Source organism: Sulfitobacter sp. AS92 (genome assembly GCF_038900015.1).
In the GTDB taxonomy this organism is placed as follows: Bacteria; Pseudomonadota; Alphaproteobacteria; order Rhodobacterales; family Rhodobacteraceae; genus Sulfitobacter.
This window is the reverse complement of record NZ_JBBMQL010000021.1, coordinates 35,028-48,998: the sequence shown is the minus strand read 5'-3', so window position 1 is coordinate 48,998 and position 13,971 is coordinate 35,028. Positions and strand designations below refer to the sequence as shown.

15 protein-coding genes are annotated in these 13,971 nt (G+C 53.2%); 9 read left to right on the top strand and 6 right to left on the bottom strand.

Annotation, left to right across the window (positions count from 1 at the left end; translation table 11 throughout):
• The 3 genes from WNY61_RS19590 to WNY61_RS19580 all read right to left on the bottom strand — a co-directional run.
• Positions 1-168: transposase (locus tag WNY61_RS19590; protein ID WP_342853121.1), on the bottom strand; the 168-nt coding region annotated here is incomplete at its 3' end.
• A 27-nt stretch (positions 169-195) separates the two neighbouring features.
• A complete protein-coding gene (locus WNY61_RS19585) occupies positions 196-2,049 on the bottom strand; it encodes a hypothetical protein (protein ID WP_342853116.1) in 1,854 nt (617 codons plus the stop codon).
• Between the two features lie 6 nt (positions 2,050-2,055).
• The gene (locus WNY61_RS19580) at positions 2,056-2,487 is read right to left on the bottom strand and encodes a hypothetical protein (protein WP_342853115.1); all 432 of its coding nucleotides are present in this window, start codon (positions 2,485-2,487) and stop codon (positions 2,056-2,058) included.
• 296 nt (positions 2,488-2,783) lie between these two features.
• Here WNY61_RS19580 and WNY61_RS19575 point away from each other — a divergent pair, with 296 nt between their 5' ends.
• From WNY61_RS19575 to WNY61_RS19560, 4 genes are all read left to right on the top strand, one after another.
• Positions 2,784-3,326 (top strand): recombinase family protein, encoded by a 543-nt coding sequence (locus WNY61_RS19575; protein WP_342853114.1) that lies wholly within the window; start codon positions 2,784-2,786, stop codon positions 3,324-3,326.
• Positions 3,327-3,384: 58 nt separating this feature from the next.
• The gene (locus WNY61_RS19570; RefSeq protein ID WP_342853113.1) at positions 3,385-4,083 is read left to right on the top strand and encodes a hypothetical protein; all 699 of its coding nucleotides are present in this window, start codon (positions 3,385-3,387) and stop codon (positions 4,081-4,083) included.
• A gap of 5 nt (positions 4,084-4,088) precedes the next feature.
• Complete coding sequence (locus WNY61_RS19565) at positions 4,089-4,475, top strand: hypothetical protein (RefSeq protein ID WP_342853120.1); 387 nt, start codon at positions 4,089-4,091, stop codon at positions 4,473-4,475.
• 618 nt (positions 4,476-5,093) lie between these two features.
• Positions 5,094-5,576 (top strand): hypothetical protein, encoded by a 483-nt coding sequence (locus tag WNY61_RS19560; protein ID WP_342853112.1) that lies wholly within the window; start codon positions 5,094-5,096, stop codon positions 5,574-5,576.
• A gap of 347 nt (positions 5,577-5,923) precedes the next feature.
• Here the strand turns inward: WNY61_RS19560 and WNY61_RS19555 are convergent, their stop codons facing one another.
• From WNY61_RS19555 to WNY61_RS19545, 3 genes are all read right to left on the bottom strand, one after another.
• The gene (locus WNY61_RS19555; RefSeq protein ID WP_342853111.1) at positions 5,924-6,970 is read right to left on the bottom strand and encodes a YaaC family protein; all 1,047 of its coding nucleotides are present in this window, start codon (positions 6,968-6,970) and stop codon (positions 5,924-5,926) included.
• A 796-nt stretch (positions 6,971-7,766) separates the two neighbouring features.
• Positions 7,767-8,795, bottom strand: a complete 1,029-nt coding sequence (locus WNY61_RS19550; RefSeq protein ID WP_342853110.1) for a S41 family peptidase — start codon at positions 8,793-8,795, stop codon at positions 7,767-7,769.
• A gap of 163 nt (positions 8,796-8,958) precedes the next feature.
• Positions 8,959-9,594 carry a hypothetical protein gene (locus tag WNY61_RS19545; RefSeq protein WP_342853109.1) on the bottom strand — a complete coding sequence of 212 codons (636 nt, stop codon included), beginning with the start codon at positions 9,592-9,594 and terminating at the stop codon, positions 8,959-8,961.
• Between the two features lie 84 nt (positions 9,595-9,678).
• Between WNY61_RS19545 and WNY61_RS19540 the strand changes: the two genes are divergently transcribed.
• From WNY61_RS19540 to WNY61_RS19520, 5 genes are all read left to right on the top strand, one after another.
• Positions 9,679-10,329, top strand: a complete 651-nt coding sequence (locus WNY61_RS19540) for a TetR family transcriptional regulator (RefSeq protein ID WP_342853108.1) — start codon at positions 9,679-9,681, stop codon at positions 10,327-10,329.
• Positions 10,326-10,823: an SRPBCC family protein gene (locus WNY61_RS19535; RefSeq protein WP_342853107.1), complete on the top strand. Its 498-nt coding sequence runs from the start codon at positions 10,326-10,328 to the stop codon at positions 10,821-10,823. Before WNY61_RS19540 ends, WNY61_RS19535 begins: the two co-directional genes overlap by 4 nt.
• A 438-nt stretch (positions 10,824-11,261) precedes the next feature.
• The gene (locus tag WNY61_RS19530) at positions 11,262-12,068 is read left to right on the top strand and encodes a CPBP family intramembrane glutamic endopeptidase (protein ID WP_342853106.1); all 807 of its coding nucleotides are present in this window, start codon (positions 11,262-11,264) and stop codon (positions 12,066-12,068) included.
• A 226-nt stretch (positions 12,069-12,294) separates the two neighbouring features.
• Positions 12,295-13,371, top strand: a complete 1,077-nt coding sequence (gene rsgA / locus WNY61_RS19525; protein ID WP_342853105.1) for a ribosome small subunit-dependent GTPase A — start codon at positions 12,295-12,297, stop codon at positions 13,369-13,371.
• Between the two features lie 4 nt (positions 13,372-13,375).
• The gene (locus WNY61_RS19520) at positions 13,376-13,804 is read left to right on the top strand and encodes a GNAT family N-acetyltransferase (protein ID WP_342853104.1); all 429 of its coding nucleotides are present in this window, start codon (positions 13,376-13,378) and stop codon (positions 13,802-13,804) included.
• The last annotated feature ends 167 nt before the right edge of the window (positions 13,805-13,971 follow it).

Here is a 13,971-nt window from a genome sequence, read left to right as displayed (position 1 = left end):
GGGGCCATACTCCTTAGGCGCATCTCGCCATCGCAAACCATTGCGATTGATGAAAATAATCCCGCTTAAAACCCGCCGATCATCGACACGTGGTTTGCCATGGGATTTCGGAAAGTAGGGCTCCAGCCGCGCCATCTGCGCATCGTTCAGCCAGAAAAGATCAGACATATCACCGCTCCGTTTTCGGACGGTGAATCATGCGGCTCCACGATAATCAATGGGTCCTGAGCCTAGAACATTCTCGCCCATCCGGGAGCTTCTATTGGCGGAGTCATACACCTCTTCGTCAGGTGGTGTATCGTAAAGGGTTAGCGCTCTTTCAAGGATTTCGGCTTCGCAAGAGAGCGCGTACGCCCACTCATCCTCACGCCGCTGGTGCCGGTCCTTGATAGCGCTACGAAGCAGGTCGATCACGTCTTCGACGGCCCCCATAGTCACAAAGTTCGTCGCCTGAACCATGACAGCCAGTTTGGCCACACGATCACCGTTTACTGAAAGCGCGGCCCCCTCAAACAAGCCCAAGTAAGCCGCTCGATCCTCCTGGCTCTCATCCGGGTTGGGAATAGCGATGTGGTGCAGCGCCCACAGCGATAGCTGATACTGTTTTCCTTCTAACCAGCGTTTGCGCCGACCAGTTGCGCTATCGAAGAGTGCATTGCGAAGCTCTTCATGGATCTCAATCCGCCCCTCGGCTGCGGTAGCTCTGCCGATGGCGCGAACATCCTCCGGTCGAGCAGCGCCCTCGCCTATGTTTTCTGACTCAAGTACAGCATAGAAGGCTTCTATTGGCATGCTGGGTACCAGCGAAGCCAGCTCAATTTGCAAGCGCATAGATTCCGGCATGTTTGCCAGATAATAATTTATAATATGTTGGCCGGTGGGGTAAAAATCTGCAGCTTGGTCAATATCCCCCAGACGGCTGTAATTCCGGTGGAATATTTCAGCCCAGAGTTTCGCGTATATTGGACGCCCTTCGGCACGTTCCTCTACGCGTGGCCAAAGGCGATCGGGCACTTCATGCAAAATCAGCGCGCTTCTTACACCAAGGTTGTTCTCGTTAAACAGTTTTGTCCGAAGACGCTTACCCGCCTCTGGGCACTGCACAGAAAATCGTGCCTCAAATCGTTGATCTTCGCGATCTTGTAGCCGTTCGCCCAGCATCAACCAAACCACCCCAGGGGCGCCGGTGGCGAGTCTTTCGACCCATGTCAAAGTCTGCGGTGACCTTACGGCCTCAACTCGATCTATGGCTGCGATCACCTGAAGGTTATGCCCCTTTGCGGCGTTTAGGGCGCAATCCAAAGCGAAAGCTTCCGGCAGCATTAGCTCCAAATTTTTGGTAGGATCAGCAACCGCTCCATTTCTCTCGGACAGATCCCGGATGCGTTGACGGAATGCGCTACGTGCTTCCGTCAATCTATCTACCGTATGACCAGTTAGGTCCTCGCCCGCTTTTCGCGCCACAGCGCCAAGACCTTGCCCAGATAAGCCTGCAAAAGCGTTTCGTGCAAATGAAAGAAAGCCATCCGGGATGCCGTTATAATCCTCAATAAGCTCGATCGCAGCATCAAAATGGTGATCGAGTCCAACTTCATCCATGAACTCAAGCATGGCGCCGCCTGCCGATCCACCAAGAGCCATGACAGCCTTGCGCATTCGATTGAATTCGGGATGGGATTCATGGGCTTTCAACCCCGGGCGTCGCCGACGCGCGTAAGCCGCCAGAGCGAATGCGTAGTTATTAAACTTCAGCCTCTTATTGCGAGACTTTGCGCTGAAGATGAGGTTTTCAAGGAAGGCCAGTCGTTCTTCGGCCGTGTCGCGATCGACCTCCATAATATCCCAAGTAAGCCCGGCTTTCTTGGTCGAGGCCTCAAACTCTTTCTCGATAGATTTAATAGCTTGGGTCAGGGCAAAGGTCTTACCTACCCCCGCGGGGCCGAGCAGCCCAAAGGTAGTTTCCCCGCTCCAAGGCGTATCGTTGCTTAGGTCAAGCTGAGCCTTGGTGAAGTTTCCAAAATACCAGTCGGAGATTTCCTTCTCTATCATGTCGTCCTAAATCCTATATTTTTGGATGCCCACAGTGCCCTTCCTCCGGGAAGCTTCAACCCACAAGGGAATCTGGATTAAATGGTGAGCCGCTATGGTGCTGTAACAACACAGTTTCCTTACATCTTCTAAAGCCACCAACGACCCCGGATCCATGGGAGTGAGGTAGTTGGCTTTCTTCTCCAGACGCTCAGCTACCTTGGACTCAAGCGGGAACAGTTTCACCAAGCTCTGACGGATACGGCTGCGGTTACGCTTGGCCGCAGGAGGCGTACCAACGTGACGGGCCTTCTCCTGCTCCTCGACGAACTGGCCGATCAGCGGGTTCATCTCGGAGCGGTTCTCCTTGAGGAAGTCGGCCACTGCGTCGCTGTCTTGGTTCAGGATCACATGCCCCCACTTCTTGCCAGAGGCAGGCTCGAACTTGTCGGTAACCACCTTGTACCAGCTGTGACGGGGAGCGCTGTACTGACCCCCACATGCAACGATGCCTGCTACCTGCGCTTCGCAGACCTTCTTTACTGACGCAGCTAAAACTGACCACCCGCAGCGAACAGTAGGAAGGTCCTGCATAGAAAACAGTCATGCGATGCGCAGCTACCGACCCATTACCGGAACCTGTACGCCAAAAACGGTCGTTTTTGTCCTCTTGCCCGGCCCCGCAAGATTTCAATAGGTTGACTGGGACAAAAACCCATGACTAAACCGTGTTAGTTTTGGGAGGGTTTCGGCCTATGATTTTGGGATACGCGCGGGTTTCAACCCGGGATCAAAACCTCGACGGCCAGCGGGACGCTCTCGCCGCTGCCGGTGCAGAGCGGATTTTCGCAGACACGATCACCGGTTCCGCCCGGGTTCGACCCGAGTTAGATCGTCTACTGCCGGAGCTCCGGTCCGGAGACGTGGTTGTCGTCACGAAGTACGACCGCCTTGCGAGGAGTCTGAAAGACCTCTTGGAGATCGTCGACCTGATCCAAGCGCGCGGCGCCGGGTTTCGGTCCTTGGGGGAGGACATCGACACGACCAGCCCCGCAGGGCGGCTGGTGTTTCACGTTTTCGCATCAATCGCCCAGTTCGAACGCGAGCGGATCGTCGAGCGTACGAAGGAGGGGCTGGAGGCGGCCCGGAAACGGGGCCGGGTCGGGGGTAGACCACCTGCCCTATCGACGGCCCAAAAGGCCGAGGTGAAACGTATGAGAGATGAGGAGCGGCGGCCCATCCCCGAAATCGCGGGCCTATTCAAGGTCAGCGCGAAAACAGTCCGGAGGGTGATATGACTGACGGAGCTGCGCAGACCCGGTTGTTTTGTTTTGCGGAAAGGGTAGACAGGAGATCATGAATGCGGTGACCCCCCAGACTGAGTTTGTCGGTGTTGGTCTCTATACGATCAGCGAAGCGGCAAAGCTTCTGAGATCCAGCCCCCGGACCATCCGGCGGTGGGTGGAGGGGTATGACTATCGCCGAAACGGCGAAAAGACCCATTCAGCCTCCCTTTGGCAACCGGATCTATCGTTGGAAGACAGCGTTGAACTCAGCTTCCGCGATCTGATTGAGCTGAGGTTCATCATCGCCTTCACTGAGCTGGGTCTGTCAATTCAAACCATCCGATCCTGTTTGGATGCCGCTCGAAAGTGTATTGAATCCGACCGACCCTTCTCTTCTGGAAGGTTCCGAACGGACGGTCGGCGCATCTTCCTCCAAGGAGCCGATCACCTAAATGATCCAGTTCTGATCGACTTGAAGCGACGCCAGTACGTGTTCAACGGCGTAATCGAACGCACCTTCAAGGATCTCGATTTGGAAGACGATCTGGTAACCCGCTGGCGGCCCTATCGTGGAAAGGAAAGCATCGTTATCGACCCAACACGATCATTCGGTCAGCCGATTTCCTCTGACTTCGGGGTACCCACCATCGTACTTGCAGAAGCAGTTCAAGCTGAGGGCTCGGTGGCGCGGGTCGCAGCACTCTACGAAGTAGATCGAACAGTAGTAGTAGATGCAGTTAGGTATCATGGGGAGCTCGCGGCCGCTTGAGGGTAATGGTGGATGAGAATCTCCCCCCTCCGATGGCTCGCGCCCTCGCGGCCCTATTCATCGGACAACACGAGGTCGTTCACCTCCGAGAGAGGTTCGGGCCGAAAGTTCAAGATATCGACTGGCTGACCGCTCTGAACCGCGAAGGCAGCTGGGTCATCATATCGGCTGACCGCAGAATTACGAAGAACAAAGCAGAACAGCGGGTCTTTCGGAATTCCAAACATATCGGTTTCTTCTTCGCGCCTGGGCTTCAGAGGGCCCCTATTCTTAAGAAAATGGAGCGGCTCATGGTCATCTGGGGGACGATAGAAAAACAGGTCCCCCTCGTGAAGGGGGGCTCAATGTTCGAGATTCAGGTAAAGGGTAATCAACTGAAACTCATTTCATAATCTTTAATAGTATGGCCGAGAACTGTTAAACTGAGAAGCGTAAATATGCCCCGTGCCCTGCCAGTCCGCCGACGGCGGATGCCGCGCACTTAACAGAATTGGCAATAGTGTTAAATTGACCCTGACGCTCCGCATTTCCGCCCAGGAGCTGGGCGAGGCTTTTTCGCCCTTCGCTGCGCGGTGCAGGAAGGTCCGCTGAGCGGACTTTCCTGCCGTTCGCTGCGGCCGGACAGTCTTTGCTGAGGTTCCGAGAACCTTCGAAAGGAGGGCGGAAAGCGTGCATTCGCTGCAGGTGCAAGGTTGCCGGGCGTGGATGGCGACAGCTGACATTCAAGCTTCCACGGAACAGGTGTTTGTGCTGCGGTGCGGAGGTCGGCTTGGAGCCCTTAGTTACCGTGCCGAGCTTGAGGCTATTCGCAGTTGCAGCATCGCATACTTTGCAGGTGATGGCTCTCACCGGCTCCTCAGACATTTGGCCATTGCTGCGATGCAGCTTCCCCGAAGCTGCCCTTCGTAGCGTCGCACAATGTTGACCTTTCGATCGAAGCCAGCGCCTGCAAGGCTGCGGTTGGCGTTCGATTTGAATCATGAGGCGCTGGATTTCATGGCTGACGAGTCTTGGAAATCAATAAAAATGCCATAATATGCCGTAAAAATCTTGGGAGTGAACCTTTGCCAGATGACCAAGCTACCAAGACCAGCGACGTGATCGACTGGAAGATTGTTGATCAGCTGCACGATGCTACTTTGAAGATCAGCAACGATTGCTTTGAGTATAAGAAACTCTGTGTCGCAGTGGTGGCGGGCGTGATCGCTCTGATGGTAAAGTTCGGATCAGAAGACAATTTAGAATTTGTATTTGCCGTCTGTGGATTAGTGTGCCTGGGCTTTTGGTTCTCAGACTCAATTGCATATTATTATCAACGCTCGCTCCGCCGAAGAATGACTGCAAAACTCAACAAAATTGCAGAGAGAAATAGTGCTGATGTTGAGGAAAACATTGAGAATCCAAAGATGTGGTCGTCTATATTCAATAGGTCGATGTCGTTGTATTTTGTCTTGCTTGCCGTAATCTTTATGCTCTGGCTTGTCTTCAAGTGAGAGTCTTTGTTTGCTATACAACTCGTGATGGACTTTTCGACGAGATCAAACTGAGATCGACATTGAGGACCCTTCCAGCTGCATGCCGTCCATTTGCCGACTTGCTTCACAACGACTCGCTGAATATCCAAAAGAGGATCGTGTCGGAAATCGCTAAGTGCGATTTGTTCTTGGGGTTGCGTTCACCGGCTTTTTTCATGTCGCCTTGGGTTCAGCTTGAGCTTCAAGCCGCGAAACGCTTCCGAAAAGAAATTATACTGTGGGACGTGTTGCAGGAGACGATGCCAGCCAATGAAACACTTCGCCATAATGTAGAGATCGATTTATAGGTTGCCACAAGCGTATCCCTACCGCCTAACTGCAGGCATGCGAAATTCGAGCCCGGTAATTTCAGAAGAAATCTCATCAACGAACTGAGCCGGAGCGAGACTCAAAAACTCATTGAGAAGCCAGTTTTCCCTGCCGCTTAGATGCCTTGAGAGCCCTTTGGGATCATATCGTGCAAGCTCGCTCAAGCGGTGCATAGCCATCATCATGAGTGTCAGACCATATCTATCAATAATAGTATAGCTGGCGAGCCTTCTTTTGAGATACCAAAGCGTCTCTGTGGCCGATATGGAAACGACGTCCAATCTCAATTTACTATGACGCGATCTTAGGCGCGTGATCGCAGTTTCCTTTGTAGTTAGATTAGCACCTTGCCGTGGAAACCACCTAACTCGCTGCGTCGACCTAATTACTCTTGATTGAGTGTAGCCATCATCTATTTCAAAGTGCGAAGGCACCCACCTGAGGACTCTACGATCGGCCTCATGACCTGCGACTTCTGCCGCGAGCCAAACTCGATTTGCAGTCGGGTGGCGAACATATCTAGGCTTGTGTATGCGTATAAATAGCTCAGCGTCCTTATTTCGCGTTAAGACATATGCCCTGTGGATAAACGGCAAGTTTGAAAGGATGTCATCGAGAGAATGCGTTGGATTTCTCTCGGTTTCTCCGAGATATTTGGATAATTCCGCGAGGATTCCGCTGTGTCTTATTGAGCTTTCTTCATTGGCCAGACTTGTTCTTGAGTTCACAGCTTCGCCCGAAACGCCGTGACTCTCCCTTGCCTTTACCCCCTTGACGGCAAGAAGGGTTTTTGTGGCATTTAGCATGCAGTAATAAGAAGTTAGCGGTGAGGCGGTGCCTTGAAGGATCTTCGATGCTTCAAAGAAACTTCTCGCTTGTGTCCAATAAAAAAGAGCGTCCTTGTGCTTCTCTCGCTTCAACCATAGTTCAACGAATTGGAAGGAGTCATGATCGAGGACTGATCTCTTGCTGAATTCAGGTTTGGTAATGGCGCGGGTGAAATCAACATTCCGCCCTGCATATATAAGGTCACTTGCTGGCAATCACGTCTCCATGCGCACGAAATCGATCAGATCATGCCCTTTGCAAGCGCCGATGTCATGTTCGATCAACGACGTTTGGACAACGTTTGGCACTCTGGCGTGACCAAGCTTTCGGCGGCGTCTGGCCGGTTTCAAATTTAAGTTAGCTTCGGACATGTGCCGCTGTCATCCAAGGTTCCTCTGTGAAGTCAGTTGCAAGTTGCATGGGAATCATGAAGCCGCAGATAACTACCTCATTATTCAACGTATGCCGCTCGCCCTGCAAGGCTGCGGGAGTAAAGTTTATTGTAGTAATAGGCAGCTCTGAGCCCATCATTTCCGCCACCCTGATTCAAGCATTGTGAACCTGTGGAAGTGTCCGCTTTGGCTGTTGCGATACGATCGCCATGCGCCAGCGGCGAACGGCCGGAGACCGCTCTACCTCCAATTAGTCTTCGCAACTGCAGCGGAGACTATGAGTCCGCTGCGAACGACAGGAAGGTCCGCCCAGCAAACCTCGGAGCTCGTGGCAGCTAACGGCGGCTCTGAGCCCAGAGCGGACCTGTTGATTTTGTGCTGCGTGCGCTCGCAGCGCGGAAATTGCTGCAACAGCGTAAATTTCTACGCCGCTGCGCGGCGGGAAAACCGGTCATTCATGCGAGCCGCAGCGGAAACGAAACGCTCAAGGATCAAGTCGCGGGACAAACAGTAAATTTGCTGCGCCGCGCACTAAGGTCCGCTTTTGGGGATATGCCATGTGCAGCTTTAGCCACATCAAACGGGTAGCCGCTGTTACCGCGCGCGAAATGCGTACCACTCATTGTTGAAGTGCAATATTTAGCGCGTCTTCCGCGTCAACTGCGATGTCAGGCACAATACCGAAGCCCTCAATCCTGTCGCCCGTAACTGAGAAATAATCTGCTACTGGAAGGAAAAAATGGAACCCACCCGGTATGTCGTATACTTTCTGCGAAAGCATTTCTCCGGCTGTTCTCTCGCCAATGATTACCGCGCGCCCCGAACTTTGCAGCGCTTCCGTAGCGATTTCAGAGGCGCTTGCGGTGCGTTCGCTGGTGAGAACATAAACGGGACCGTCGAACACTGGAGCTATCGGCGAAAAGCTAACCCGGATAAACGGCTCTCTTTGAACATCATCCCAGAAGGCTCTAACTGACCAGCCCTCCCACGGAGCCACGGTCATTATGTCCTGTAGAGTCGGCGCCTGACCGCGATGTTGGGCGTTCCAACGCTGCGCAACGAAGGCTCCGGCATCGTAACGCTCATTCATCAAGTGGCCCACCAAAGGTCGTATCGCAAATGCGCCGCCGCCATTTTCGCGAAGATCAATAATGAGTTTCTCGGCGCCCAGCTCGGCAATAACGGCGTAAGCAGTGTCAATCTCCTCGATGGTATCGAGACCCATCATCGTATTGACGGTGAGAATAGCGACCCTGCCATCCCACGACAGGACTGCACCGCCACCGCCTGTACGAAACGTGTCAAAAAAGGCAGCTTGTTCCTCAGAGGTTCCGCGCGCCTGGCTCAATGACATGTGCGAGAAGGGCCCTTGATCCCTCCATATCTCTCTAAAGCCCTCAACGAAGGCATCATCGGTTTCGACCGTTTCCGCTAAAGCCCTTATTGTCGCCATAACTTGCTGATACTGGGCGGTCTCCAGTTCTGCTGGATCGTAATGAAAGGCACGCGTCGTCTCATCGACGCCGTCGGCAACTGCCATGTAATCGGTGGCCTGAGCCAGTAGGTCGCCGGCGTTGGCTCCGAGGGACGTGAGGAGAAGCGCGACCAGTGCGGTCAGGCGAAGATTAACGGTTGGGAGGGCCGACATGTCTGGAGTCCTTTGTTCATGGCTTGGTTGAGTTGCGCTTGTGGCCGCAACGCCCTGCACATGAAGGACCGCTCCGAACAAATAGCCCGAAATCACAATCCAGAACGTTCGAGATCGCAATTTCGGACGCCGTACATACGATTCTCAAGGTTCGCCCAGATTGTTAGCTGACCATGAAGACTGTCATGACCGGGATCAGTATCAATCCAAAACTGACCGTGAAAACGACAGCACGCTTTAGTGATCCGACAAGCCCTGCCAGCGCCAGTGGTCCAAGAATCCAGTAGACCTGTGCGGTATAGAAACCGGGGAAGTATTTGCCCAACCAAATGACCCACCAAGTATGTGCGATTGCATTGCCCAATGCGCCGTAGACAACAAAGAACAGCATCGGCGCAATAAGAAACCGGATTCCCTTGGTCAGAAACGCAATGCCCGCGAGGGTGAACCCCGCGTAGGAGATCATGTTGATCGCGACAAACAAGTTGGCGCTGTAGGCATCCGCACCGTAGAGCGCAGGAAAATGCTCGCGAAACCCTGTCATGAATTCCTCGATGAAGTGAATGAACTGCCAGGCGAGCGTGGCGAAATAGGTCGGGTAGTAGGCTTGAGCCTCGGGAAATGCCGTCTCGCCGAAATGGTTCAGTACGACGATTGTCGCGACGCCAAGCAGGCCAACATCGAAGGTAACGATCAGGGGTAGCCTGCCGACTAAGGTGAAAGTCAGCGCCATCACTGCGGTTACCGCCAGGGCAAGCCACATCTGGGTGCGGGTGAGGGTTTTACCGAAGGTTTGCATGATTTGATTTTCCATTTTGCCAACGCGTGTTGACCTTTATCTTTGCAACTTGCAAATGTCAACGCGTGTTGGCAAAATGGTGAAATGGCAAATAAACAAATGAAGCCCAGCAAATCCGACCGCACCAAGTCTAGGATCCTTGACGCCTCCCGAACGCTCTTCGCGCAGTTTGGGTATGAAGCCACGACGATCAGGGGCATCGCCGAGAAGGCCGGTATCGATCCCTCGATGGTGATCCGGTATTTCGGTAGCAAAGATGCTCTTTTTGCGCTGACCGTTGATTTCGAAATGGGCAATGTCGCCGCCCCCATGTCTGGGGATCGCACCCCAGGCGAGCGCGGCGTCAGGCACTTCCTAAGGCTTTGGGAAGGCGAGGAGGCAAATCCGGCACTGCCAATTCTGCTGAGGACGGCGTCCTCTTCCACGTTGGCCGCGGAAAAGCTTCGCATGTTGTTCGAGTCGCAGATACGTCGCCTGATCGAACATTTGGCCGGGCGGCCAGTTGACCCTGAGCGAGCCGCGCTGATTGCCAGCCAAATGCTCGGCTTCGCCTATTGCCGATATATTTTGCAGATTGAGTCCGTTGCCAACATGGCTCCGGACAGGGTGGTCGCGTTGCTGGGTGAATGTGTCGATCATCATCTGCAGATGGAAGGTCCGCTACCTCAGGGACCTGATGCACATGGCGACCAAAGCAACCCACCGTCAGACCCTGTGAAGGAAGAAAGATCATGAGACTGTTGGCGAAAAACACAACTGCAATTGCCAGATCGTCCGACCTCGTATGGCGGGTAACCGTTGAAGTAGAGGATTGGCCCAAGTGGACGCCAACTGTAACGAAAGTGGTTCGACTTGACCAAGGCCCCTTTGGCGCGGGGAGCGCAGTGAAACTGAAACAGCCTGCGCAGCTCGAAACCACTTGGAGGGTTACCAGCTTTGATGACGGTCATGCATTCACTTGGATGGCGAAAGTCTATGGCATTCCAATGGTTGCTGGTCACGAGATTATTGAGACGCCGCATGGCAGCGACAGTTTCATGACTATCCATGTATCAGGCTTTGCCGCATTCGCTTTGTGGCCCCTTATCAAAGTCATTGTCGGCAGGGCAATCGCTCTTGAAAACAGAAGCTTGAAGGCTTGGTGCGAGACCCTTGACGATCGATCCCATACGGGGTCTCCAAATGACTGGCATCAAAGTGCAGAGCCAGTTTATGACGCCAACGCCTAGAACCATTCCGGTTTTGATCTGTGGCGCCACTCAGACCGAAGTAGACGAAGGCAAATACGATAAATGAGGTTTCGAGAAGTTCTCTGGCCTTGTTGTCTGCAACGCCAACCTCGCATGCCGAAAACATTGACCACCGGGTAAACATCACCCAATTGGTACGCTTCCTTTGACGTTTCTGCCTGATCTGATGGAAACAAGAGAATGGCGATGAGCCCAGTGCGAAAACTGGGCGCTCACCATGTTCGAAGTCGCGATCTCGAACGTTCTGGATCGTGTTTCCGGGCTTGGCTCTGATGAAGAATGTGTAAGCAGCCCGTAACGCCCTGAGAACTCGAAACCACTCTGCCAATCATTCAACAGCGACATTTGCATCTCGTCGGCATGTAAGACCTTTGAACGAAATGCAGGCTACGCCGAAATGAAAGGATAGGTCTCTTTATGTTGCACAAAGCCAAAAAAACGAACGTAAGTGCCGGGATGATCCTATGGCTTGCGTCAAGCCTTAGCGCCGTCGCGATCCTGCCCTACGTAACGGCTTTGGCACCTGGCGTTCTTGCTGGTGCTGCCCAAGAAATGCAAATCTCGGTAAGCACCGTGATAGTCATTTCGTTGGTTCAGTCATGCATACTGTTGGGCATTGCGACATTCACCGGGCTTTGGGCGGCAAAAAGGCTGTCCCTTGGCGCTCCACTCATTGATGCGGTGCTGAACAAGCGGCCATTGCCTTATGATCTAAAGAAAACCTCTTCCCATGTAATCGCCGTTTCTCTAGCCACTGGTGCCGTCATTTACGTACTTGAGATGAATGTTTTTAGCTCCGTATCGGCCCAGTTGGCGATCCAATCGTCGGAAATAGAGCTATGGAAAGGAATATTGGCGAGTTTTTATGGCGGCATAGCTGAAGAGATTCAGCTAAGGCTTTTCCTGCTTTCCGGGATAGCGTTGGCCATCCGCTATGTGGCCAACACCATGTCCTCAGAGAGGAAAGGCGCAGGTGACCTTACCAACGGAGTGTTTTGGACAGCGAATGTTCTGACCGCTGTTCTCTTTGGACTCCTGCATTTGCCAGTGACAGCAGAACTCATGCCGCTCACGCCATTGTTTGTAACGCGCATCATCTTGTTGAATGGAATTGTCGGGCTGATCGCGGGTTTGTTTTATCGAAACCGCGGTATTGAGATGGCGATCCTCTTTCACTTCATACTCGACCTTTTCTTACACGTCCTCGTGCCGGTTCTGACCTAGCTTGCGCGCTGTTTGCCAAAATCGCTGAGTAAGGTAACCTAGTATGTGTGTTCATGGAGATTTTATGTCCCGATAATGTGGGGAGGCAAAGCGTCCTCCCGGTGCAAATTTTGATCAAGTCAACGCCGCGCTTTGCTGCCGTAGGCGGGCTCATTTTTGCTATCTAAACAAACCCCACATTACGGCGCGGGCTTGGCCCGTGCCCCGAGCATGAAAGTTCACAACTATGACACGGGACTATTCCCAATTTTTGCCGCCTTCGGGTTCTGGCAAGCCTCCTGAGCGCGCGCGTTCGCCGCTGGAAAAACTAGGCTGGAAGCTCTTCTTTAACCAACAAACCGACTTTGACAATTCTGTCGAAATGGCGCCTGTTCGGGTCGTTGAAGTCCACAGAACAGGGCTGCACGTTCTGGGTGAAGGTCTTGATACCATCATCCCGCCGGGACCTGACGCGACAGTTGGGGATTGGTTGTTTTATGATCAACAACACCCTTCGCAGAGCCCGGTCTTGAATCGCACAAGCGTGTTTGAACGCCGTGCACCAGGATCAGACCGTAGACGGCAACTGATCGCAGCCAACGTGGATACTCTGTTTATCGTGTCGTCCTGCAACAAGGATTTCAACATCGCGCGACTGGAGCGCTATGTTGCCTTGGCGTTCGAGGCAAAGGTGATGCCAGTGATCCTGCTCACAAAGGCCGATCTTTGTGATGATCCAGCCTCATACTTGGACGCAGCTAGCGCAATCTCTGACCGTGTTCTGGTTGAGGTGCTGAACGCCTTGAGTGAGGAACCTATCACCAAGCTCGCTCCTTGGTGCAAGTGCGGACAAACAGTCGCGTTTTTGGGGTCTTCCGGTGTGGGGAAATCCACATTGGTCAACGCGCTATTTCAGGATGGCGTTACTGATACAGCCGCCATTCGTGAAGGCGACAGCAAGGGCCGTCACACGACAACGCGGCGTCAATTGCACTTTACATCCGAAGGCTGCGCAGTCCTCGACACCCCCGGAATGCGTGAACTTCAGCTCACAGATGTTGAGGCAGGGATCGCCGACGTGTTTGCAGACATGGTCGTCTTAGCAAACCAGTGCCGCTTCAACGACTGCAAACACGACACTGAACCCGGCTGCGCCATTCAAAGTGCGATGGAGCGCGGGGAAATTGAGCTGGCCAGATTGATCCGATGGAACAAGCTGGCTGCGGAAGAGCGGTTCAACTCCTCCACATTGGCTGAACGCAAGAGCGCCGACAAATCCTTGCACAAAATGATCAACTCAATTCAACAGAAAAACAGAAAGTAAGACAATGATCCGTAAATACAAAACCGAAGATACAGATGCCCTGATCACAATCTGGGACAACGCAGAAGCGCTTGCGCACCCATTTCTGCCAACCGCAATCAGAGATCAAGTGCGCAAGGACATGCGCAGCATGTATCTGCCAAATGCCGAAACATGGGTTTTGGAAGAGGACGGAGTTCCGGCCGGCTTCATCGCCATGATCGACACAGAGATCGGCGGCCTGTTTCTTGACCCTTCTCAGCAAGGCAAGGGCTTGGGGCGCGCGATGGTCGATCATGTTGTTGTCCTCAAAGGGCCCCTTACTGTCGAGGTCTTCAAAGACAACAAGATTGGCCTGCCATTCTATGAACGATACGGCTTTGTCGTCACCGGAGAGGGAATGTTCGACGCCAGCGGCGACGAAACGTTTAAGATGTCTATGCCAAGGTCATAATATCGAACGGAAGGCATCATAAGTTGATGCCTTCCGACTCTTAACGACGTTCGCAATGGCGATGTCGAACGTTCTAGATCGCGTATTTGGGCTTTTCACACGCCGCTATCGCCTAAGTGCAAGACGTTGCCGCTTCATGCCGCAACTCAACCAACTCTGCACAAAAG